17 protein-coding genes are annotated in these 19,794 nt (G+C 68.7%); 7 read left to right on the forward strand and 10 right to left on the reverse strand.

The window, feature by feature from the left end; genetic code table 11:
* Positions 1-62: 62 nt before the first annotated feature.
* The 5 genes from ACI3KT_RS11370 to ACI3KT_RS11390 form a co-directional block, all read right to left on the reverse strand.
* Positions 63-1,142 carry an ABC transporter ATP-binding protein gene (locus ACI3KT_RS11370; protein ID WP_307294893.1) on the reverse strand — a complete coding sequence of 360 codons (1,080 nt, stop codon included), beginning with the start codon at positions 1,140-1,142 and terminating at the stop codon, positions 63-65.
* Positions 1,139-1,933: an ABC transporter permease gene (locus tag ACI3KT_RS11375; RefSeq protein WP_292906196.1), complete on the reverse strand. Its 795-nt coding sequence runs from the start codon at positions 1,931-1,933 to the stop codon at positions 1,139-1,141. The genes ACI3KT_RS11370 and ACI3KT_RS11375 overlap by 4 nt, the downstream gene beginning before the upstream one ends.
* Positions 1,930-2,862: an ABC transporter permease subunit gene (locus ACI3KT_RS11380; protein WP_292906198.1), complete on the reverse strand. Its 933-nt coding sequence runs from the start codon at positions 2,860-2,862 to the stop codon at positions 1,930-1,932. The genes ACI3KT_RS11375 and ACI3KT_RS11380 overlap by 4 nt, the downstream gene beginning before the upstream one ends.
* The gene (locus ACI3KT_RS11385) at positions 2,859-3,998 is read right to left on the reverse strand and encodes an ABC transporter substrate-binding protein (RefSeq protein ID WP_404904320.1); all 1,140 of its coding nucleotides are present in this window, start codon (positions 3,996-3,998) and stop codon (positions 2,859-2,861) included. The genes ACI3KT_RS11380 and ACI3KT_RS11385 overlap by 4 nt, the downstream gene beginning before the upstream one ends.
* Before the next feature lie 241 nt (positions 3,999-4,239).
* A complete protein-coding gene (locus tag ACI3KT_RS11390; RefSeq protein WP_292906202.1) occupies positions 4,240-4,752 on the reverse strand; it encodes a GNAT family N-acetyltransferase in 513 nt (170 codons plus the stop codon).
* A gap of 25 nt (positions 4,753-4,777) precedes the next feature.
* Between ACI3KT_RS11390 and ACI3KT_RS11395 the strand changes: the two genes are divergently transcribed.
* Positions 4,778-5,602, forward strand: a complete 825-nt coding sequence (locus ACI3KT_RS11395; RefSeq protein ID WP_404904322.1) for a sulfite exporter TauE/SafE family protein — start codon at positions 4,778-4,780, stop codon at positions 5,600-5,602.
* A gap of 220 nt (positions 5,603-5,822) precedes the next feature.
* On the opposite strand, the gene aspS is transcribed toward ACI3KT_RS11395, so the two are convergent.
* Positions 5,823-7,604 (reverse strand): aspartate--tRNA ligase, encoded by a 1,782-nt coding sequence (gene aspS / locus ACI3KT_RS11400; protein ID WP_404904323.1) that lies wholly within the window; start codon positions 7,602-7,604, stop codon positions 5,823-5,825.
* 194 nt (positions 7,605-7,798) lie between these two features.
* On the opposite strand from aspS, the gene ACI3KT_RS11405 reads away from it, so the two are divergent.
* Positions 7,799-8,422 carry a histidine phosphatase family protein gene (locus ACI3KT_RS11405; protein WP_404904325.1) on the forward strand — a complete coding sequence of 208 codons (624 nt, stop codon included), beginning with the start codon at positions 7,799-7,801 and terminating at the stop codon, positions 8,420-8,422.
* A 16-nt stretch (positions 8,423-8,438) separates the two neighbouring features.
* Here ACI3KT_RS11405 and ACI3KT_RS11410 read toward each other — a convergent pair whose 3' ends face one another.
* Complete coding sequence (locus ACI3KT_RS11410; protein WP_404904328.1) at positions 8,439-9,341, reverse strand: NAD(P)/FAD-dependent oxidoreductase; 903 nt, start codon at positions 9,339-9,341, stop codon at positions 8,439-8,441.
* A 52-nt stretch (positions 9,342-9,393) separates the two neighbouring features.
* On the opposite strand from ACI3KT_RS11410, the gene ACI3KT_RS11415 reads away from it, so the two are divergent.
* The 5 genes from ACI3KT_RS11415 to ccsB all read left to right on the forward strand — a co-directional run bounded on the left by ACI3KT_RS11415 (position 9,394) and on the right by ccsB (position 14,090).
* A complete protein-coding gene (locus ACI3KT_RS11415; protein ID WP_404904330.1) occupies positions 9,394-9,798 on the forward strand; it encodes a MerR family transcriptional regulator in 405 nt (134 codons plus the stop codon).
* Between the two features lie 79 nt (positions 9,799-9,877).
* The gene (locus tag ACI3KT_RS11420; protein WP_404904390.1) at positions 9,878-10,501 is read left to right on the forward strand and encodes a TlpA family protein disulfide reductase; all 624 of its coding nucleotides are present in this window, start codon (positions 9,878-9,880) and stop codon (positions 10,499-10,501) included.
* Positions 10,498-11,286 (forward strand): cytochrome c biogenesis CcdA family protein, encoded by a 789-nt coding sequence (locus ACI3KT_RS11425; protein WP_307294909.1) that lies wholly within the window; start codon positions 10,498-10,500, stop codon positions 11,284-11,286. Before ACI3KT_RS11420 ends, ACI3KT_RS11425 begins: the two co-directional genes overlap by 4 nt.
* Before the next feature lie 31 nt (positions 11,287-11,317).
* A complete protein-coding gene (locus ACI3KT_RS11430) occupies positions 11,318-13,105 on the forward strand; it encodes a cytochrome c biogenesis protein ResB (RefSeq protein ID WP_404904332.1) in 1,788 nt (595 codons plus the stop codon).
* Positions 13,106-13,109: 4 nt separating this feature from the next.
* A complete protein-coding gene (gene ccsB / locus ACI3KT_RS11435; protein WP_307294914.1) occupies positions 13,110-14,090 on the forward strand; it encodes a c-type cytochrome biogenesis protein CcsB in 981 nt (326 codons plus the stop codon).
* A gap of 49 nt (positions 14,091-14,139) precedes the next feature.
* On the opposite strand, the gene ACI3KT_RS11440 is transcribed toward ccsB, so the two are convergent.
* The 3 genes from ACI3KT_RS11440 to ACI3KT_RS11450 all read right to left on the reverse strand — a co-directional run bounded on the left by ACI3KT_RS11440 (position 14,140) and on the right by ACI3KT_RS11450 (position 19,715).
* Entirely contained in the window at positions 14,140-14,724 is a 585-nt protein-coding gene (locus ACI3KT_RS11440) for a 2'-5' RNA ligase family protein (RefSeq protein ID WP_292906220.1), read from the reverse strand.
* Between the two features lie 120 nt (positions 14,725-14,844).
* Complete coding sequence (locus ACI3KT_RS11445) at positions 14,845-16,833, reverse strand: YhgE/Pip family protein (protein ID WP_404904334.1); 1,989 nt, start codon at positions 16,831-16,833, stop codon at positions 14,845-14,847.
* The gene (locus tag ACI3KT_RS11450) at positions 16,830-19,715 is read right to left on the reverse strand and encodes an MMPL family transporter (RefSeq protein WP_404904335.1); all 2,886 of its coding nucleotides are present in this window, start codon (positions 19,713-19,715) and stop codon (positions 16,830-16,832) included. Before ACI3KT_RS11450 ends, ACI3KT_RS11445 begins: the two co-directional genes overlap by 4 nt.
* Positions 19,716-19,794 lie beyond the last annotated feature (79 nt).

The following is a 19,794-nucleotide window of genomic DNA, read 5'->3' on the forward strand; positions in this document are numbered from 1 at the left end:
TCGAGGGCGACGCCCTCGCGGCTCAAACTATCGTTGCGGGCACGGGGACGGAAGAGCGGGATTCATCCGCGCGGATGAACCGCGACCGGTTCGGGTGCGAGGGCGATCCGCACACGGTCGCCGAAGGCGGGCTGGATGCCTGGCGCGTGCTGCAGCCGGATGAGCTCTCCCGACTCGGTGCGAACCAGGGTGCGGCGCATGCTTCCGAGAAAGGTGCTCTCCTCCACGAAAGCGTCGGTGGCGGCATCCGCCTCTCCGGCGAAGTGCACGTTCTCAGGGCGGATGTACACGTCGACCGGGCCGTCGGCCGGGGTCTGCAGCGGCAGTCGCTGGCCCCACACCGTCACGTGGTCGCCCTCGGCGACTCCGGAGACGACGCTGGAGAGGCCCACGAAGGCCGCGACGCCCGCGGTCGCAGGTGTCGTGTACAGCTGCTCGGGAGAGCCGATCTGCTCGATGCGGCCCGAGTTCATCACGGCGATGCGGTCGGAGACGGCCAGGGCCTCTTCCTGATCATGGGTGACGAACACGGTCGTGATGCCCAGACGCAGCTGGATGCGGCGGATCTCGTCGCGCAGCTGCACGCGGACCTTCGCATCGAGGGCCGAGAGCGGCTCGTCGAGCAGCAGCACCTTGGGCTCCGTGACGAGGGCGCGCGCCAGGGCCACGCGCTGCTGCTGGCCGCCGGAGAGCTGGTGGGGGAACCGGTCGGCGAAATCCGCGAGGCCGACCAGGGCGAGGGCATCGAGCGATCGCTTCGCCGCATCTGCCCGGTTCACACCGCGACGACGCAGGCCGAAGGCCGTGTTGTCGACCACTCGCAGGTGCGGGAACAGCGAGTACGACTGGAAGACCATCCCGATGTCGCGCTTGTTGGTCGGCACCCGAGAGACGTCTCCACCGCCCAGCAGCACCGCACCCTGGTCGGCGATCTCGAGCCCAGCGAGCACCCGCAGCAGGGTGGTCTTGCCGCAGCCGGAGGGGCCGAGCAGAGACACGAACTCGCCGGGCGCGATGTCGAGGTCGACGCCGTGCAGAACGGTAGTGCCCGCGTAGCTCTTCACGATCCCCTGCAGCTGCACGCGGGTGCCCTCACCGGCATCGGCGAGCAGCATGTTGTCGGCGGTACGGGGGAGGGTCATGAGCGGGCCTTTCCGGTGCCGCGGGCGACGCGACCGATGACGAGGAGCAGGACGAAGCAGAACAGCAGGGCCAGCAGGGTGAAGATCGCAGGCAGGTAGCCGTCCTGCTTCTGCACGACGACCATGGCGGTCTGGAACACGGGGCGGTTCAGGAGCGACGCGATCGTGAACTCGCCGAGCACGACGGCGACCGAGATGAGCGACGCGGCGAGCAGTCCCTGACGGAGGTTCGGGGCGAGCACCTGGAACACCACTGTGGTCCACGACGCGCCGAGGGAGCGAGCGGCCTCGGTGAGCGTGCGGATGTCGACCGCGTCGATGGATGCCTGGATCGATCGGTAGGCGAACGGCAGCACGGTGATGCCGTAGGCGAGGGCGAGAGTCCAGGCGCCGGTGCCGAGCGTTCGACCGATCTGCAGGTAGATCGGCGCGAGGCCGACGACGAGCACGATGGCCGGAATCGAGATCGGCAGCAGAGCCGCGAACTCGAACGCCGGACGCATCTTCGCGAAACGCAGGTTCACGAGGATCATCGTGGGCGCCAGGACGAACAGCACGATCGCGACCGTGATCACGGCGAGCAGCAGCGAGTTGCCGAGCCCCGTCCAGATCGGCTTGAGCGTCGCCGCCATCGCGGGGTCGAAGAGGCTCGCCCAGCGCTTCAGCGAGTACGAGCCGTCAGCCATCTTCACGGTGTACAGGAAGGTCGCCAGCAGCGGGATCGCGAAGAACGCGCCGACCAGGATGCCGATGATCCAGCGGGTCGGGCGTGAAGGGGCGAGCGGATTCATGCCTGCCACCTCGCTGCCCGGCGCTGGACGAGCGAGTAGAGGCCCATGACGACTCCCACGACGACGATCATGCCGAGCGCCAGGGCGCCGGCGAGGTTCTCTCGGCCGAGCACGGTCTCGCTGGTGAGCGCGGCGCGGATCTGGAGAGGGACGATCTGCGAACCCTGACTGGCGAGCGCCGCGGCAGTCGCGTACGACGAGAACGCGTTCGCGAACAGCAGCAGCAGGCTCGCGAGGAACGAGGGGGCGAGGACCGGAATGCCGATGCGCAGCCAGAAGCTCGACCGGGTGCCCCCGAGGGTGAGGTTCGCCTCGGACCACTGCGGCTTGAGGGCGGCGAGTGCGGGCATGAACGTGATGACCATGAGCGGGATCTGGAAGTAGATGTAGGGCAGGATCAGCCCCGGCAACTCGTAGAGCCAGGTGCCGTTCGCGAAGATGTCGATGCCGAAGCTCTCCTGGAGGAACACCTTCACGACGCCTTGGATGCCGATCGTGGCGATGAAGACGAACGCGAGCATGACGCCGCCGAACTGGGCGAGCACGCCTGCTGCCGCATCGACGGTCTGCCGGACGAGTCCCTCCGGATTCATGCCGAGCAGCGCGTAGCAGACCAGCGCGCCGACGAGCGCGCCGACGAGCGCGGTCAGCAGTGAGACCCAGGCCGAATTGGCGAAGGTGTTCAGGACCACGGGGTCGCCGAGAGCGGCGACGTTGGTCCACGTGAAGGTGCCGTCCTTGGTGAAGAAACCCGACCCGATGGCGAGGATCGTCGGAACGGCGAGGAACAGGATGACGTAGGCGGCGAAGGGGACGAGACCGAGCCACGCCGCGGAGGGGGCGGCGCGCCGGGCCCGCGCGCGCGGCGCGAGCCCGGCGGAGGGGGCGGATGCCGCAGCATCCGCCCCCGTCTGCGCGAGAGTGGTCACTGAACCGCCGCTGCCCACTTCTCGCCGAGCAGCTTTCCGGCATCGGTGGACTGCTGTTCGGTCGGGACGACCGTGTCCGACGGGGCCTCGGGGAGAGCGGCTGCGAGCTCGGCGTCGATCGTGCCGGCATCCGTCATCGCCTCCATGCGGGCCGGACGCGCGCCACCCTTCAGCCACAGGTTCTGCACCTCGTCGCTGTACAGGAACTCCTGCCACAGACGGGCGGCTGCAGGATGCGGGGCGTCGATGTTGATGGCCTGGTTGTAGTAGCCCGCGTAGCCGGTGCCGTCGAGGACCACGACCTTCCAGTTCTCGTTGTCCTTCTGGTGGGCCGCGTTCAGGTAGTCCCAGTCGAAGACGACCGGGGTCTCGCCGCTCGCGACGGTCGCGGTGGTGACGTCGACCTTGAGCAGATTGCCGGCGTTCTGCAGCTCGCTGAAGAAGTCGATGCCGGGCTGGAAGTCGTCGAGCGTGCCGTCGGACTGCACCGTGGCGAGGCCCACGGCCGCGAAGGCCGCGCCGGCCTGCGTGGGGTCGCCGTTGATCGCGACGGCGCCCTTGTAGTCGGCTCCGAGCAGGTCGTCGAGGGTCTTCGGCGCGTCGAACTTCGAGGAGTCGTAGCCGATCGACATGTACCCGCCGTAGTCGCCGACGAACAGGCCGGTCGGCTCCTTCAGCGCGTCCGGAATGTCGTCGAACGTCTGCACCTTGTAGGGCGCGAACTGGTCGGTGTTCTGCAGCGCGACGGCGAGGCCGAGGTCGAAGACGTCGGGAGCGGTGTCGAGGCCCTTGTTGGTCTCCGCGGCCTGGATCTCTTCGGCGCTCGAGACGTCAGGGGAGGCCTCGTTGATCGTGATCTCGGGGTACTTCTCAGCGAACAGGTCGAGGATCTCGCCGTAGTTCGCCCAGTCGCGGGGGAGCGCGATGACGTTCAGCGCGCCCTCGGCCTTCGCCGCCGCCTCGAGGTCGGCGAATGTGCCGAAGTCGGCGACGGCGGTGGCGGATGCCGCGTCGACCTTGTCGGAGCCGGCTGCCGGAGTGTCGCCGCCGCCTGCGCAGCCGGTCAGGGCGAGCGCGGCCGTGGCGGCGAGGGCGATGCCGGCGCCGAAGCGGGCGCGGCGGGGGAAGTGTGCCATGAGGGTCCTCTCGGTGACCGGCGCGGGTACGCCGGTTCGGGTTGCGAGTGGACGCTACGGGACGGAGGTGACCGGTGAGTCGGCGACGGGTGAATGGCGGGTGTCCGGGCGGTGGCCGGATCGGATGCCGTCGCCCCGCCTGCACCAAGGAAGGACGACTGCGCCTCGGAAGGACGAACGCTCCGGCTTCGTCCTTCGGTAGCGCGGTCGTCCTTCGGGGGTGGAGCCCTCGGATGCCGGGTCAGCGTGAGACGGCGTACTTGAAGCCGAGATGAGAGCCGACGTAGCCGAGCCGTTCGTAGAAGCGATGCGCCTCGACGCGTGCGGCATCCGAGGTGAGCTGGATCATCGCGGCTCCCAGTGCGGGCGCCGCGGCATCCGACACCCAGCGCATCATCGCGGAGCCGATTCCTGACGAGCGAAGGTCGCTGCGCACACGCACCGCCTCCACGAGCAGGCGCCGGGCGCCGCGCCGTGCCATCCCGGGGATCGATGTGAGCTGAAGCGTCGCGACGATCTGCCCGTCGAGCTCGACGACCACGAGATCGTTCGAGGGATCTCCGAGGACGTCGGCTAGTCCGGCCTGGTACGCAGGGCGGTCTTCGACAGACGCGACGTCGCCGCGCGAAGCACTGATCGGGTCGTCGGCGAGCAGAGCGATGACGGCATCCGCGTCGTGCACCGTCGCCCGGCGCAGGGTGGCGCTTCCGGCACGGGAGTCGAGGGGGCGAGGCAGCGGGAGGACATCGAGCATGCAGCCAGTCTGACATCCTGGAGGGATGGACATCGGCGCTGTGCTCGGGCTCGAGCAGCTCACGTGGGGCACGCTGATCCTCGTCGTCGTGGCCGCGTTCTGCGCGGGGTGGATCGATGCCGTCGTCGGCGGCGGAGGGCTGCTGCAGCTGCCCGCACTACTGCTGATCCCCGGCATCACACCCGTGCAGGCGCTCGCCACGAACAAGCTCGGCTCGGTCTTCGGCACGGCCACGAGCAGCGTCACCTACTACCGGCGGGCGAAGCCAGACATCCGAACAGCACTTCCGATGGCAGCGATCGCCTTGGCCGGATCCTTCGGGGGAGCAGCGGTCGCGACCGTGCTCCCGTCATCCGCGTTCAAGCCGATCATCGTCGTCGCCCTGCTGGCCGTCGCGCTGTTCACCGCGTTCAAGCCGCAGCTGGGCGCCGCGACGCAGCTGCGGTTCCACGGGCACAAGCATCACATCACGGCGGGGGCCGCGGGCCTCGGCATCGGCTTCTACGACGGCATGATCGGCCCGGGAACGGGCACGTTCCTCGTGATCACGCTGGTCGCGCTGCTCGGCTACGACTTCCTGCAGGCGAGTGCGAAGGCGAAGATCGTGAACTTCGCGACCAACGCCGGCGCGCTCATCCTGTTCATCCCGCACGGCGCCGTGTTGTGGCTGCTCGGCGGCATCCTCGCCGTGGCCAACGTGGCCGGAAGCTATCTGGGCTCGCGGATGGCGATCTCTCGCGGGACGACGTTCATCCGCGTGGTCTTCCTCGTCGTCGTCATCGCGCTCATCGCGAAACTCGGCGTCGACGTCTGGAACGAGAACATCGCGCCGGGACTCGCTGCTCTCTGACGCACCGCTTCACCTCACGCGTTTCGTCTCGCTCGCTGGCGCTCGCTCGCTCAACGACCTGCGGGCTGAGCCACCGGTCGTTGAGGGAGGCTTCGACCTGCGGGCTGAGCAACCGGTCGTTGAGCGAGCGCAGCGAGACGAAACGCCTCATGCTCCGGTAGAACATGAGGCGTTTCTTCTCGTCGCTGCGCTCCTCGCTCAACGACCGGTGGTGCGAAGCTCAGGCCTCGGCATCCTCCGGCACGAAGTCGACTCCGGCCTCCTTGCGCTGCGCGTCGCTGATCGGCGCAGGTGCGGAGGTGAGCGGGTCGAAGCCGCCACCCGACTTCGGGAAGGCGATCACGTCGCGGATCGATTCGCTCTTCGACAGGTGCTGCAGCACGCGGTCCATGCCCAGCGCGATGCCGCCGTGCGGCGGGGCGCCGAACTTGAACGCGTCGAGCAGGAAGCCGAACTGCTCCTGCGCGACCTCGTCGCTGATGCCCATGACCTCGAAGACGCGCTTCTGCACGTCTTCGCGGTGGATGCGGATCGAGCCGCCGCCGAGCTCCGAGCCGTTGCACACGATGTCGTACGCGTAGGCGAGCGCAGACCCGGGGTCGGTGTCGAAGGTGTCCTGGAACTCGGGCTTCGGGCCGGTGAAGGCGTGGTGCACGGCCGTCCAGGCGCCGGCGCCCACGGCGACGTCGCCGGATGCCACGGCATCCGCTGCGGGCTCGAACATCGGTGCGTCGACCACCCAGGTGAACGCGAATTCATCGGGGTTCAGGTAGCCGAGGCGACGGCCGATCTCGACGCGCGCGGCGCCGAGGAGCGCGCGCGACTCCTTCGTGGAACCGGCGGCGAAGAACACGCAGTCGCCGGGTTCGGCGCCGACGAACGCGGCGAGGCCTGCCTGCTCGGCGTCGGAGAGGTTCTTCGCGGCAGGGCCCCCGAGGGATCCGTCTTCGTTGAAGAGCACGTAGGCGAGGCCGCGGGCGCCACGCTGCTTGGCCCAGTCCTGCCAGGCGTCGAGCGTCTTGCGCGGCTGCGAGGCCCCACCGGGCATCCGCACCGCACCGACGTACTCGGCCTGGAACACGCGGAACGGCGTCTCCTTGAAGTACTCGGTCGCTTCGACGAGTTCGAGTCCGAAGCGCAGGTCGGGCTTGTCCGAGCCGTACTTCGCCATGGCCTCGGCATAGGTCATGCGCGGCAGCGGCGTCTGCACCTCGACGCCGATCGTCTTCCACATCGCGACGACGAGCGACTCCATCAGAGCGATGACGTCTTCCTGGTCGACGAAGCTCATCTCGATGTCGAGCTGGGTGAACTCCGGCTGGCGGTCGGCCCGGAAGTCCTCGTCGCGGTAGCAGCGCGCGATCTGGAAGTACTTCTCGACGCCGCCGACCATGAGCAGCTGCTTGAACAGCTGAGGCGACTGCGGCAGGGCGTACCAGCTGCCGGGGTGCAGGCGAGCGGGCACGACGAAGTCACGGGCGCCCTCGGGGGTGGAGCGGGTGAGCGTCGGCGTCTCGACCTCGGTGAAGTCCTCGGCGTGCAGCACATCGCGGATCGCCTTGTAGACGTTCGAGCGCAGGCGCAGAGCGGATGCCGTCGCCGGGCGGCGCAGGTCGAGGTAACGGTATTTCAGCCGCGCCTCCTCGCCCACGTTCTCGGTCTCGGCGAGCGCCGTGGAGACCTGGAAGGGCAGCGGCGCGGATTCGTTCAGCACCACGACGTCGCTCGCGATGAGCTCGATCTCGCCGGTCGGCAGGTTGGGGTTCTCGTTGCCGTCGGGGCGACGGGACACCTCGCCGGTGACTTTGAGGACGAACTCGTTGCGCAGCGGGTGGGCCACCTCTTCGTCGCGGATGACGACCTGGGCGATGCCCGATGCATCCCGCAGATCGATGAACGCGACTCCTCCGTGATCACGACGACGATCGACCCAGCCCGTGAGGGTGACGGTCTGACCGATGTTCTCTGCTCGCAGGGAGCCTGCGGAGTGAGTGCGAAGCACGGAGGATTCCTCCTGATCTGGGAAATGGTGAACCCCGCAAGTCTACCGGGGACGCTTTCAGTAGACTCGCCAGCGCTGGCCCCGTTCCTCTCATGAAAGGCCGTCATGCGTCTCGCCTCTGATGTCTTCTGCGACGGCGATCTCTTCGCTGCAGCGACCCGCATCGTCCCGCTCGCCGCAGGGCGTCGACGGGCATGACGGCGTCGCGACTGCATCTGGTCAGGCACGGCGAGGTGCGCAATCCCGGACGCGTGCTGTACGGGAGGCTGCCCGGGTACGGCCTGAGCGAGGCAGGACGGCGGATGACGTGGGCCGCCGCCGAGCACGTGCGCGACTTCGATCGACCGGTGACGTCGCTGATCGCCTCGCCTCTGCAGCGCACTCAGGAGTCGGCCGAACCGTTCACCGAGATCTTCGGGCTCACGCCCGTGCTCGATGAGCGCGTGATCGAGCCTGCCAACGTGTTCGAGGGCACGCGGATGCGCCGCTCGCTGATGGACCCCAGGAACTGGTGGCACCTTCGGCGCCCCTCGGTGCCGAGCTGGGGTGAGCCGTACTCATCCATCGCAGAGCGGATGCTGTCTGCGATGGATGAGGCCTGGCACGCGGCCCCGGACGGCGACGTGGTCGTCGTGTCGCACCAGGCGCCGATCTGGATCACGCATCTCCGGGTCGCGGGTCTCCCGCTTCGGCACGACCCGCGCACGCGGCGCTGCGCGCTGTCGAGCGTGACCTCGTTCGAGCGCGTCGGCGATGTGTGGCGCGAGGTCGACTATGCGGAGCCCGCCGCCGGTGGAATCGACCTCGGCGCGGTCTGACCCCGTCGTTCGACGCTCACTGACCGGCGCTCAGCGCCTTGACGATGCCGATCGCGGCCAGCTGACCGGCCGCAGCCGCGAGCAGCACCGACGCCATCGCCCCCGGGAGAGCCGCGCGGTGGGCAAGGTCACCCGCCGCCGAGACGCCGGGCACGGAGGTGGCGCCGAAGTCGTCGATCTCGATCGCGCCCGAGGGCAGCATGGCCAGACCCAGCTGCTCGGCGAACGGGGCGCGCTGGCGCATCTCGACCGAGGCGACGAAGACTCCGGCGACCGACATCGACGAGCCGCCCGCCGTGACGATCACATCGGCGCCGTCGCGTTCGACCCCGTCTGCAGCCACGGCGCTCACGCGGGCTCCGCGCGCCTCCAGCATCCGCCGTTCTTCTTTCGAGAAGTCACCGCCGACGGGGAACACCGAGATGGCTCCGACGAAGCGCCCGAGCAGACTGATCAGGTGCTCGGCGCGGGCCGCGGCGCCCAGGATCGCGATGGGCCTGCCTGCGTGTTCGTGGCCGTCGCAGAACGGGCAGCTGAAGGCGTGCGTCCCCCAGAGCGCGGCCAGTCCCGGTACCTCCGGCAGATCGTCGGCGACGCCTGTCGCCAGGACGATCCGGCGGGCGGACACCTCGGTCTCGCCGACGAGTCGCACCGTGAAGTCGCCCTCACGGCCCGAGATGTGCGAGGCGCCCACGTCGCGGATCTCCACGTCGGGGTACTCGGCGAGCTGCCCTCGGGCGGTGGCGCGGAACTCCGAGGGAGGGGTGCCGTCATTGGCCACGACGTTGTGCATGTGCAGCACGGTGCCGTTGCGGTACTCGCCGGAGTCCAGGAGCAGGGCCGAACGGTGCATCCGTCCGAGCGTCAACGCCGCCTGCAGGCCGGCAGGGCCGGCGCCGATCACGATCACGTCGTACATGAGTGGGTCCTCTCGTCTTGCTTTCGAGCTCAGTCTGTGACTTCATGTCAACATGAAGTCAAGTGCTGAGCATCCGTGGTCCGTCGGCGACGTGGCGACTCGCTTCGATCTGCCGACCAACGTGCTCCGGCACTGGGAGACGGTGGGCCTGCTACGGCCCGAGCGGGATGCCGCCGGCCGGCGCCGCTACGGCGAGGATGACGTCGTGCGCATCGCCGTGATCCAGCGCAGCAAGGCCGCAGGGATGAGCCTCGAGCAGATCGGGGTGCTGCTGGACGACGGCAGTGCGGGTCGCCACCAGGTGCTGCAGGCGCATCTCGACGACCTCGATCGGCGCATGGACGAGATGCGTCGCTCGAAGGCGATGACCGAGCACGCGATGCAGTGCAGCGCCCACGACATCGCCATGTGCCCCAAGTTCCGGCAGGGCGTCGCGGACGTCCTCGCGCGCTTCTGACGCCTGCCTGCATCCGGCCCACGCATAGGAACCCCTGCGTACACTGGGATTCGTGCCTGTCGCGCCTGTGAACACCCCGATGCGCAGCGGCCGCCGCTCCCGCATCCGCTTCGTCCGTGGTGCGGTCGGAGCCGCGCTCGCCGCAATCGTCGTCGTCGGTCTGAGCGCGTGCGCTCCCGATCCGGTGAGCGATTCCTTCCTCAGCGGAGACAACAACGGCTATGTCGCAGCGGACGGCGCGATCGTCGAGATCCCCGTCGCAGACCGAGGTGAACCGGTCGAATTCGGAGGCGTCACCGAGAACGGCGAGAAGTTCTCCAGCGCCGACATCGCGGGCCAGGTCACGGTCGTCAACTTCTGGTACGCGGGCTGCGCGCCCTGCCGGGTCGAGGCGGACTTCCTCGAGACCGTCTGGCAGAAGTTCGACGGCGAGGGCGTCTCTTTCATCGGCGTCAACACACGTGATCAGGCCGACACAGCCAAGGCCTTCTCGGAGGAGTACAGCATCACGTACCCGAGCCTGATCGACGTCGACACAGCCGAGGCGAAGCTCGCCTTCGCCGAGGCCGTGCCGATCCAGGCGACCCCGACGACGCTCGTGCTCGACAAGCAGGGCCGCGTCGCGGCCCGCATCATCGGCCCGATCGACAGCCCCTCCATCCTCTCCACGCTCGTCAAGGACGCACTCGCGGAGAAGTCGTGAACCCCGACGCCATCATCGGCTCGGGTGCTCTGTGGATCGCGGTCCCGGTCGCGATGCTCGCCGGACTCCTGTCGTTCCTGTCACCGTGCGTGCTGCCGCTCGTGCCGGGGTACCTCGGATTCCTCGGCGGGGCCGTGGCGGGCGGAGGCGTTTCGTCTCGCTCCGCCCCTTCTACAGGCTCAGGGACCCAGGCAGGTGCGACTCCCGTCCGCCGCCAGCTCGTGCTCGGCGTGCTGCTGTTCATCCTGGGCTTCAGCGTCGTCTTCATCGGCATCACCGCGCTCAGCGGCACGGTCGGCGTCTTCCTGCTGCGCTGGGGCGACCTGATCACGCGCGTCCTCGGCGCGGTGATCATCCTGATGGGACTCGTCTTCCTCGGATTCTTCGGCTTCGCACAGCGCGAGCTGCGCTTCCACGTCGACTCCAAGGCGGGGATGATCGGCGCCCCGCTGCTGGGGATCGCACTCGGCATCGGCTGGGCGCCCTGCATGGGGCCGACTCTCAGCGCGATCGTCGCGCTCTCGTTCAACTCGGGCGACCCGGTCCGAGCGAGCTTCCTGGGTCTCGCGTACTCGCTGGGTCTCGGCATCCCGTTCCTGCTCGTCGCCCTCGGCTTCGGCTGGGCGACCAGGACCGTCGGGTTCCTCCGACGGCACATCCGCATCGTGAACATCATCGGCGGCGTCCTGCTCATCGTGCTCGGCGTCCTGATGGTGTCCGGGCTGTGGACCGACATCATGTCGCGACTGACGGCGGTGATGGGCAGTGTCATCCTCCCGCTCTGACCTCACTGACCAGAACGACCAGAAGGACTCCGTGGAAACCGACCCTCTGCGCCCGTCGGATCACATCGACGGCGACGACACGATCACCCAGCCGAGGCTCGGTTTCGTCGGCTGGCTGCGGTGGGGATGGCGTCAGCTCACCTCGATGCGCACGGCACTCATCTTGCTGCTGGTGCTCGCGATCGCCGCGATCCCCGGCTCGATCTTCCCGCAGCGCATGGCGGATCCGAACGGCGTCACGCAGTGGCAGCGCGACAATCCCGATCTCTTCCCGGTGCTCGACGCGCTGAAGATGTTCGACGTGTACTTGTCGCCGTGGTTCTCGGCGATCTACCTGCTGCTGTTCACCTCGCTCGTCGGCTGCGTGATCCCGCGCATCAAGCATCATGCGAAGGCGCTGCAGGCCCGGCCGCCCCGCACTCCGGCCCGGCTGAAGAGGCTGGCCGACTTCCGCGACGTGACCCGCGCTTCGACGGGCTCAGGGACCCAGGGGGCGGATGCCGCGGCCGACGCCGCTGCGACGATCGACATCGCGCAGAAGCAGCTGAAGGCGCTCGGCTACCGCGTGGAGCGCTACGACGACAAACGCTCGTTCTCGGTATCGGCCGAGCGCGGATACTGGCGCGAGACCGGCAACCTCATCTTCCACATCGCCCTGGTCGGCGTGCTCATCACGGTCGGCGTGGGCGGAGGCTTCGCCTACACCGGCCAGCGCGTGCTCGTCGAGGGCGAGACGTTCGCGAACACGCTGCTCGACTACGACTCGATGAATCGAGGACGCTTCGTCGGCGACGGCGCGCTGACGCCCTACTCGATGCGACTCGATACCTTCGATGTGACGTACCAGCCGTACGGTGAACCCGGTTCGGGTCAGGCCGGCGACTTCTCGGCGAACATGACGGTCAAGGAAGACGGGCACAAGCGCACAGGCTCGGTGAAGGTCAACCATCCGCTGGAGGTGGGCGGGGACCGGGTATATCTGCTCGGCAACGGCTACGCGCCCACCATCACGGTCCGCGACGCCGAGGGGAAGGTCGTCTTCACGAACAGCGTCCCGTTCCTCCCGCAGGACAACAACCTGTTCTCCGTGGGCATCGTCAAGGTGACCGATGGGATGCCGGAGCAGCTCGGAATCCGCGGGCTGTTCTATCCGACGGCGGCGGCGGGCAAGGACGGCGCGATCGCCTCCGCCTACGGCGACCTGTTCAACCCCACGCTCACGCTCGACGTGTTCGAGGGCGATCTGGGCATCGACGACGGCACGCCGCGATCGGTCTACGTGCTCGACACCACGGATCTCACCCAGCTCACCGGTCGAGCGATCGGGGAGGAGTCGATCGAGCTCACCCCCGGAAAAACCGCCGATCTGCCGAACGGCCTCGGCACCGTGACCTTCGAAGACGAGTCTCCCGCCGGAGCGACCGACCTCACCCAGTCGGTGAAGAGGTTCGCGTCGTTGCAGATCCATCACGACTCGTCGTCGGTGTGGGTGCTCGTCTTCGCGCTCCTCGCGCTCGGAGGTCTGATGCTCGCCCTGTTCGTGCCGCGCCGGCGCGTGTGGGTCAAGGCTGTCGCTGCCGGCGATGGCGTGGCCCTCGAGTACGCCGCCCTCGCCCGGGGCGAGGATCCGACGCTCGCGGCGGCGGTCGACGACCTCGTCGCCGGCCACGCCCGACTGCTCGACGCCGCCGGCGTCACGTCGGCCGTGCCCCGATCGTCGAGCGAGGACGGCGACGCCGACCGAGACGAAGCGCCCGATTCCGCAGCATCTGCCGAAGAACTCGAGCCCCCGGCATCCGACACCCCGAAAGTAGACTGACAGCATGTTCGATCTCTCCGTGATCTCGCCGGTCCTGCTGTGGACCGCGATCGCGATCTACGCGGCGTCGTTCGTGGCCTACGCCTTCGACCTCGCCCGCCGCTCGCAGGCGACCGCGGATGCGCAGACAGTTCGCGAGCGCGAACTGGTCGGCGCCGGCGCTCGCAGCGGCTCCGGCGCGGTCACGCCTACCGGAGCCCCCGTCGATCCGGCACCGCAGCGGTTCGTGATGGCGCGCATCGGCACCTCGCTGATGGTCCTGGCGTGGGTGTTCCACCTCGCCGCGGTCGTCACCCGCAGCATCGCCGCCGGCCGTGTGCCCTGGGCCAACCTGTACGAGTTCGCGATGATCGGCACGCTGCTGATCGTGCTCGTCTACCTCATCGTCCTCACCCGCATCGACCTGCGTTACCTCGGCACCTTCATCACCGGACTCGTGGTGATCCTGCTCGGACTCGCGGCGACGAACTTCTACGTCGCCGTCACCCCGCTGATGGATCCCCTCAAGAGCATCTGGCTGATCATCCACGTGTTCGTCGCTTCGCTCGGAACGGCCTTCTTCGCCTTGGCGTTCGCGCTGTCGGCGCTGCAGCTCATGCAGTCACGACGAGAGCGTCTGGTTCGCGAAGGCGCGGCGAAGACGGGTCCCGGATTCCTGCGCACGCTTCCCCTGTCCGACCGCCTCGAGAGCCTCGCGTATCGCTTCTCGATCATCGGGTTCATCCTGTGGACCTTCACGCTCATCGCCGGAGCGATCTGGGCGCAGGACGCCTGGGGTCGCTACTGGGGCTTCGACGTCAAGGAGACCTGGACCTTCGTGATCTGGGTCATCTACGCCGGCTACATCCACGCACGTGCGACGCGCGGCTGGCGCGGCAACCCCTCGGCCTGGCTGTCGATCGTCGGCTTCGCCGCCGTGATGTTCAACTTCACGATCGTGAACGTCTTCTTCAAGGGCCTGCACGCGTACTCCGGCCTGAGCTGAGCCCTCGACGGGCTGTCATGACGCCCGTCGGCCGCGGTGCGTCCGGGGGTCAGCCGGTGAAGGGGATGATCTCGGAGTGCTCCTCGCCGTTCTCGTACCAGACGAGTTCGGCCTCGCCGATGGTCTCAGCGGGCCGCCCGCCGATCGAGCGACGTGACATGTGCGAGAGCGTCGTCCACGGTGCGGGCGCGAGGGTCTTCGCATAGACGAGTGACATGTGGAACGTCCACTCCTCGAGAGGCAGCTCGCCGAGCCGACGGAGGTCGGTGCGGTCGAGCGCTTCGGTCAGGCGCGCGTACGCTGCGAGCAGGCTCGGCGTGCGCGACAACCGGATGATGAGGATCTGCCAGGGCGCGGGAAAGGCGTCGACCGCCTCGGCGACGACCTCGATCGGCGGCTGAGCCGCTGCCCACCTGCGCACGAGCGCTGCCAGCTGCTCACGCCGCTCGGGCTCGAAGAAGCCTCGCAGCGTGACGTGCCCGGTGTGCGGGTGCGGTACGTCCGCACGTGCGAGCGCGGTGCGCTGTTCCGCGCGGTAGCGGTCGGCGACGACGGACGTCGGACGGAGCACGAGATACTGCTGACCCTCGAGCGAGGCGAGCTGCTCGGGGGTGCTCATGAACGGACGGCGCATCTCCCGAGCGTACGTCTTCTCACGGCATCCGTCGTCATCGGTCCGGGCCGCTGCACTCGTCCCCGGCCGGAAACGCACCTCCGAGGGGACTCGGAGATGCGCGTCCGACCGCGCTCGGCATCAGGCGGTGGCCAGCACCGTCTTCGCCGAGGTCGTACGCCGCAGCGTGATCACGAGGGTCGTGACGACCAGCGACAGCACACCCCATACGATGAGCCCGGCAGCGGCAGAGCCGTTCGCGGCGATGAGTCCGGTGAAGGCCGGGGCTGTGGGCAGCGCAGCGCCGATCGAGGCGAGCCAGTCCGGAACGGTCGAGATGAGACCCGTCGCCACGGCGAGGACGCCGATCAGAGCACCCACCCAGCGCCCGATGCCGCCGAACACGGCGACGAGCGCCTGGTTCACTGCGGCGAACGCGACGCCCGCGAGCACCGCGGTGCCGGCGAATGCCCACCAGGTGCCCGCGTCGTAGCTCGCGACGATCTGCACGATGAGCGCGACGAGAACGCCCTGCCCTGCCCCGATCAGGGCGGCGGGTGCGAACGATCGCAGCGCCAGGGCCGCCGAGGAGCGTCGCGAGGTCAGGGTGCGCGCGGTGTGGGCCCGCATCACGATGAACGAGGCGAGGCCGCCGAACCAGAGCACCACTGCGGCGAGCAGCGGGATCGCCGTCGGACCGAAGATCGTGGTCGCCTCGGCGTTCGTCTTCACGGGGTCAGCCATGACGGTGGCGAGCGACTTCGACTCTCCGTCGCTGAACGAGGGGAGGGAGTCGGATGCGGTGCGCAGACCGCCGGCGAGATCGCCGGTGCCGGTCGCCAGGGTGTCGAGGCCCGTCGCCAGCTCGCCCGCGCCGCTGGCGAGCTGGGTGGCCCCGTCAGACAGCTGCGCCGCGCCGTCGGAGAGCTGAGTAGCACCAGCGGCGGACTTGTCGAGGCCGTCGGTGGCGAGCTGGTTGAGGCCGGCGGCGATCGAAGAGGCGCCGGTGCCGGCAGTGCGCATCTGGGTCGCGAGCGTGGAGAACGTGCCGGGAAGGGCGGCGACGCCGCCCGCGGTCTGAGGGTCGTTCAGGATGGCGGATGCCGTGCCTGCGGAGGTCGCGACGTCGCCGGCAGACGTGGCTGCCGCTGTGATCCGATCGCAGACAGCCGTGGGCACTCCCGAGTCTGGCTTCGCGCAGTCGACTGCGAGAGCGCCGAGATCTCCCGCGAGCGTCGCAGAGCCGGTCGACGCCGTCTTCGCTGATCCCGCGGCCGTCTGGATGCCACCGACGAGCGCCGTAACGCCCGCCGTGTTCTGCTCGAGCTGCGTCGCCCCCGAGAGCAGCCCGGAGCCCAGCTGCGTCGCCCCGCCGGCGAGCTGCCGAGCGCTGCCCGCCATCGTGGTGAGTCCGGTGGACAAGTCGGACGCTCCGGTGCTCAGCCCGGTCGCCCCGGTGGCGAGTTTGGTCGCCCCGTCGGGGATCGCCGCGGCGCCGGTGGCGGCATCCCGGGCTCCCGATGCGAGCTTCACTGCGCCGTCCGCGGCCTCGCCGATCTGATCGCCGAGCGTGGTGTAGCCGACCAGCACATTGCCCATGGTGGCTTCGCTGAGCATCGAGCCCATGCTCGAGGCCGCCACCGAGGCGATCTGCCCGGTGATGAGGTCGTCGGCGACGAGTCCATCCGGAGGAGTGGTGACCTGGATGGTCGCCTTCTCCGCATCGTCGGATGCGGAGCCCCCGCCGTCGGCGATCGCGGTGCCGGCCGAGGTCGCCGCCTTCGAGAAGTCCTCGGGGATCGTGATGACGGCCTGGTAGGTGCCGTCGGCGAGACCCTCCTTCGCATCGTCCTCGTTGGAGATGACCCAGGTGAGGTTCGAGTCGAGATCGTCCGATCCCTCGACCAGACCGGAAGCGAGCTGGCGGCCGAGCGGTGTGAGCTGACCGTCGATCGTGACGGGTTCGTCGAGGTTGACGATCGCCGCGGTCATCGAGTCGAGCCGCTCCGTCGGGTTCTGCAGGGCCGCGACGAGGATCCCGCCGACGGCTGCGGGAAGCAGCAGGACCCCGAGGATCGTCAGCCAGGTGATGGGTTTGCGCGAACGTGCGCGCTCGATGGGGAGGGTCATGCGGTCACCTCAGAGGATTCGTCGGAGTGCGCAGACCCCGGGTTGTCGTCGAGACCCTCGGCTGGCGACGTCAGCACGGCGGGGTGTCGGCGGGAAGCCGGGGTATCGGCGGATGGGAAGACATCGATCACGTCGGGAGTCGGGCGGCCCGCCTGCGCCAGGATTTCGAGAGCCGCTGCGGGGGATGCGGCCGTGAGCACGACGGCGGTGGCGGCATCCGCGTCTCGCAGGCGCGCCGCGAGCTGATCGCGCTCGGCTGCGGGGAGGCTGTCGACGCCGTCGATCACGACGAGCGCTGTGCGGCCCCGCAGGGCTTCGGAGAGCTCGGATGCTGCGGCGCCGGCATCCGACACGAGCACCACTCCCACATGCGCGCGCACCCAGGCCGCTCGACCGGGCAGCAGGTGACTCGCCACGCGCAGGCGACCGGAATCGGGGGTGACGCGACCGGCGAGCGTGAGCGCGAGCACACGCAGCGCGCCGGGCGCGCCACCTGTGAGCACCGCTGTGCCGCCCTGAGCGACGCGCAGATGCAACGCCTCGATTCCGGCATCCGCCAGTGCGAGGTCGTCGGCGGCGACCACCGAGTCGTCGCCCGGCCACGCCGACAGGTGACGCTCGCGTTCGACCGCCTCGCCCTCGATGTCGACGCTCGGGAGGATCTTCTCGAGCCACGACGGGATCTGCCAGGCGCGCTCGCCGAGGATCGCCATGAGCGCGGGGATCAGTGTCATCCGCACGAGGAACGCGTCGATCGCGATGCCGGCGGCCAGACCCAGGGCGATCGGCTTGAGCGAGGAGTCGCCCTCGGGCACGAACGCCACGAACACCGCGAACATGATGAGTCCCGCCGCGGTGACGACCTTCGCCGATCCCGTGAAGCCGCTGCGCACGGCACGCAGGGCGGCGGCTCGTCGCGTGGCGCGATCGGGGCTCTTCCCGTCGGGGTCGTGCACGTAGTCCTCGCGCATGCGCGACACCAGGAACACCTGGTAGTCCATCGCAAGGCCGAACAGCACACCCATCAGGATGATCGGCATGAAGCTGATGATCGGTCCGACCTTCGCGACATGCAGGGCGTCGGAGAACCAACCCCATTCGAACACCGCGCCGACGATGCCGAATCCGGCGACGATCGACAGCAGGTACCCGGCGGCGGCCGTGACCGGCACCCAGATGGAGCGGAAGACGACGGTCAGGAGGATCAGCGACAGGCCGATCACGAAGATCCCGAACGGCAGCAGCGCGTTGCCCAGCTGGTCGGAGATGTCGATGCCGACCGCAGTGAACCCCGTGACCTTCAGATCGATGCCGAACTCCTTCAGCCACTCGTCGTGATGCGAGCGCAGCTCGCGCACGAGATCCGCGGTCGCCGGGTCGTCAGGGGCGGTCTCCGGGATGATCTGCACGATGCCGGTGTCGGCGGTCTCGTTCGGGGTGGAGAGGGCGACCTCCTTCACGCCGTCGATCTTGGCCACGGCGTCGCCCAGATCCTCCATGAGCCCCAGGGGATCGGTGGAGGTGACGATCGTGCCGGTCAGGATCAGCGGCCCGTTGAAGCCGGGTCCGAACTGCTCGCCGACGAGATCGTAACTCTGTCGCGCCTCGGAATCCTTGGGCAGCACGCCCGCGTTCGGCAGGGCGAGGTTCAGGCTGAGAGCGGGCACGGCGACGATGCCGAGGCCGATCACCACGGCGAGCGAGACGAGGATCGGATGTTTCGTGACGCCCGTCACCCAACGATCGCTGAACCGTCGACGTGCAGCCGGGGCAGGCGTCGCCTTCCCCTCGTTCTCGGGCTGAGAGTCGCGCGTCTTGGGCCCCTGAGCCCGTCGAAGGGTCGGCGCCTTGCGCGGACGGCCGGCGACCCGGCCTTTCATGAAGCCGAGCAGGGCGGGGGTCAGCGTCACCGCGATCGCGACGGCGACCGCGACGGCTGCCGATGCGGCGATGCCCATGGTCGTCAGGAACGGGATGCCGGCGAAGCCGAGTCCGATCAGGGCGATCAGCACCGTGATGCCGGCGAAGACCACGGCCGAGCCCGCCGTGCCGACGGCGCGCGACGCCGACTCTTCGGGGTCGACTCCTTCGCGGACCTGATCTTGATGTCTGGCCATGATGAAGAGCGCGTAGTCGATGCCGACGGCCAACCCGAGCATGAGAGCGAGGAGGGGAGTGGTCGAGGAGACGGAGGCGAAGGCCGTCGCCGCGAAGATTCCGGCCATGGAGATCCCGACTCCCAGCACGGCAGTGAGCAGCGGCAGCCCGGCGACGACGAAGGAGCGGAACGTCACGATCAGCACGAGCAGGGCGATCAGGAGGCCGATCGCCTCGGTGAGCGTGACTCCGGGGATCGAGGTGGCGAAGAGATCCCCACCGAGGGCGGTCTGCGAACCGCTCGGCAACTCGTCGCTGAGATCGGCAACCACGCTGCGCAGGCCGTCTTTCGTCTTCTCCGAGACATCTGTCGACTGGCCGTCGAACTGCAGACGGATGATTCCGGCGGTCTTGTCGTCGTTGATCATGCCGCTGACGTTCTCGTCGTACGGAGAGGTGGCCGACAGCACGGAGTCGTCGAGATCGGCGAGCTGATCGACCGCGTTCTCGATGTCTTTCCGGTAAGGGTCATCCGTGATCGAGTCGCCGTCTGCGGCGACGACGATGATCTGGGCGCTGGTGCCGCTGACAGCGGGGAACGAGCGGTTGAGCTGCTCGAGGCCCGCCTGGGACTCGGTTCCGGGAATGGAGAACGAGTTGTCCGTGCCCGCTCCCAGCGTGAGCGCGCCCGCGCCCGCGATGCCCAAGACGATGAGCCAGGAGACGAGTACGCGCCAGGGGTGCCGGAACGACCAGCGGCCGAGCGAGGACAGGAGAGTGGACACGAGGCTCCTTCGGGATTCCCACTATTGGATACACAGGTGTATCCAATACATAGATGTATCGTAAAGGGACCTCCACCCG

Origin of the sequence: Microbacterium sp. ZW T6_19, from assembly GCF_044987465.1 — a bacterium.
In the GTDB taxonomy this organism is placed as follows: Bacteria; Actinomycetota; Actinomycetes; order Actinomycetales; family Microbacteriaceae; genus Microbacterium; species Microbacterium natoriense_A.

What these genes read in the sequence shown, in the direction of transcription:
- ACI3KT_RS11415 (WP_404904330.1), top strand. Translation starts at nt 9,394, where the DNA reads ATGAAGTCAAGTGCTGAGCATCCGTGGTCCGTCGGCGACGTGGCGACT.
- ACI3KT_RS11410 (WP_404904328.1), bottom strand. Translation starts at nt 9,341, where the DNA reads ATGTACGACGTGATCGTGATCGGCGCCGGCCCTGCCGGCCTGCAGGCG.
- ACI3KT_RS11405 (WP_404904325.1), top strand. Translation starts at nt 7,799, where the DNA reads ATGACGGCGTCGCGACTGCATCTGGTCAGGCACGGCGAGGTGCGCAAT.
- ACI3KT_RS11370 (WP_307294893.1), bottom strand. Translation starts at nt 1,142, where the DNA reads ATGACCCTCCCCCGTACCGCCGACAACATGCTGCTCGCCGATGCCGGT.
- ACI3KT_RS11375 (WP_292906196.1), bottom strand. Translation starts at nt 1,933, where the DNA reads ATGAATCCGCTCGCCCCTTCACGCCCGACCCGCTGGATCATCGGCATC.
- ACI3KT_RS11445 (WP_404904334.1), bottom strand. Translation starts at nt 16,833, where the DNA reads ATGACCCTCCCCATCGAGCGCGCACGTTCGCGCAAACCCATCACCTGG.
- ACI3KT_RS11440 (WP_292906220.1), bottom strand. Translation starts at nt 14,724, where the DNA reads ATGCGCCGTCCGTTCATGAGCACCCCCGAGCAGCTCGCCTCGCTCGAG.
- ACI3KT_RS11390 (WP_292906202.1), bottom strand. Translation starts at nt 4,752, where the DNA reads ATGCTCGATGTCCTCCCGCTGCCTCGCCCCCTCGACTCCCGTGCCGGA.
- ACI3KT_RS11385 (WP_404904320.1), bottom strand. Translation starts at nt 3,998, where the DNA reads ATGGCACACTTCCCCCGCCGCGCCCGCTTCGGCGCCGGCATCGCCCTC.
- ACI3KT_RS11395 (WP_404904322.1), top strand. Translation starts at nt 4,778, where the DNA reads ATGGACATCGGCGCTGTGCTCGGGCTCGAGCAGCTCACGTGGGGCACG.
- ccsB (WP_307294914.1), top strand. Translation starts at nt 13,110, where the DNA reads ATGTTCGATCTCTCCGTGATCTCGCCGGTCCTGCTGTGGACCGCGATC.
- ACI3KT_RS11420 (WP_404904390.1), top strand. Translation starts at nt 9,878, where the DNA reads ATGCGCAGCGGCCGCCGCTCCCGCATCCGCTTCGTCCGTGGTGCGGTC.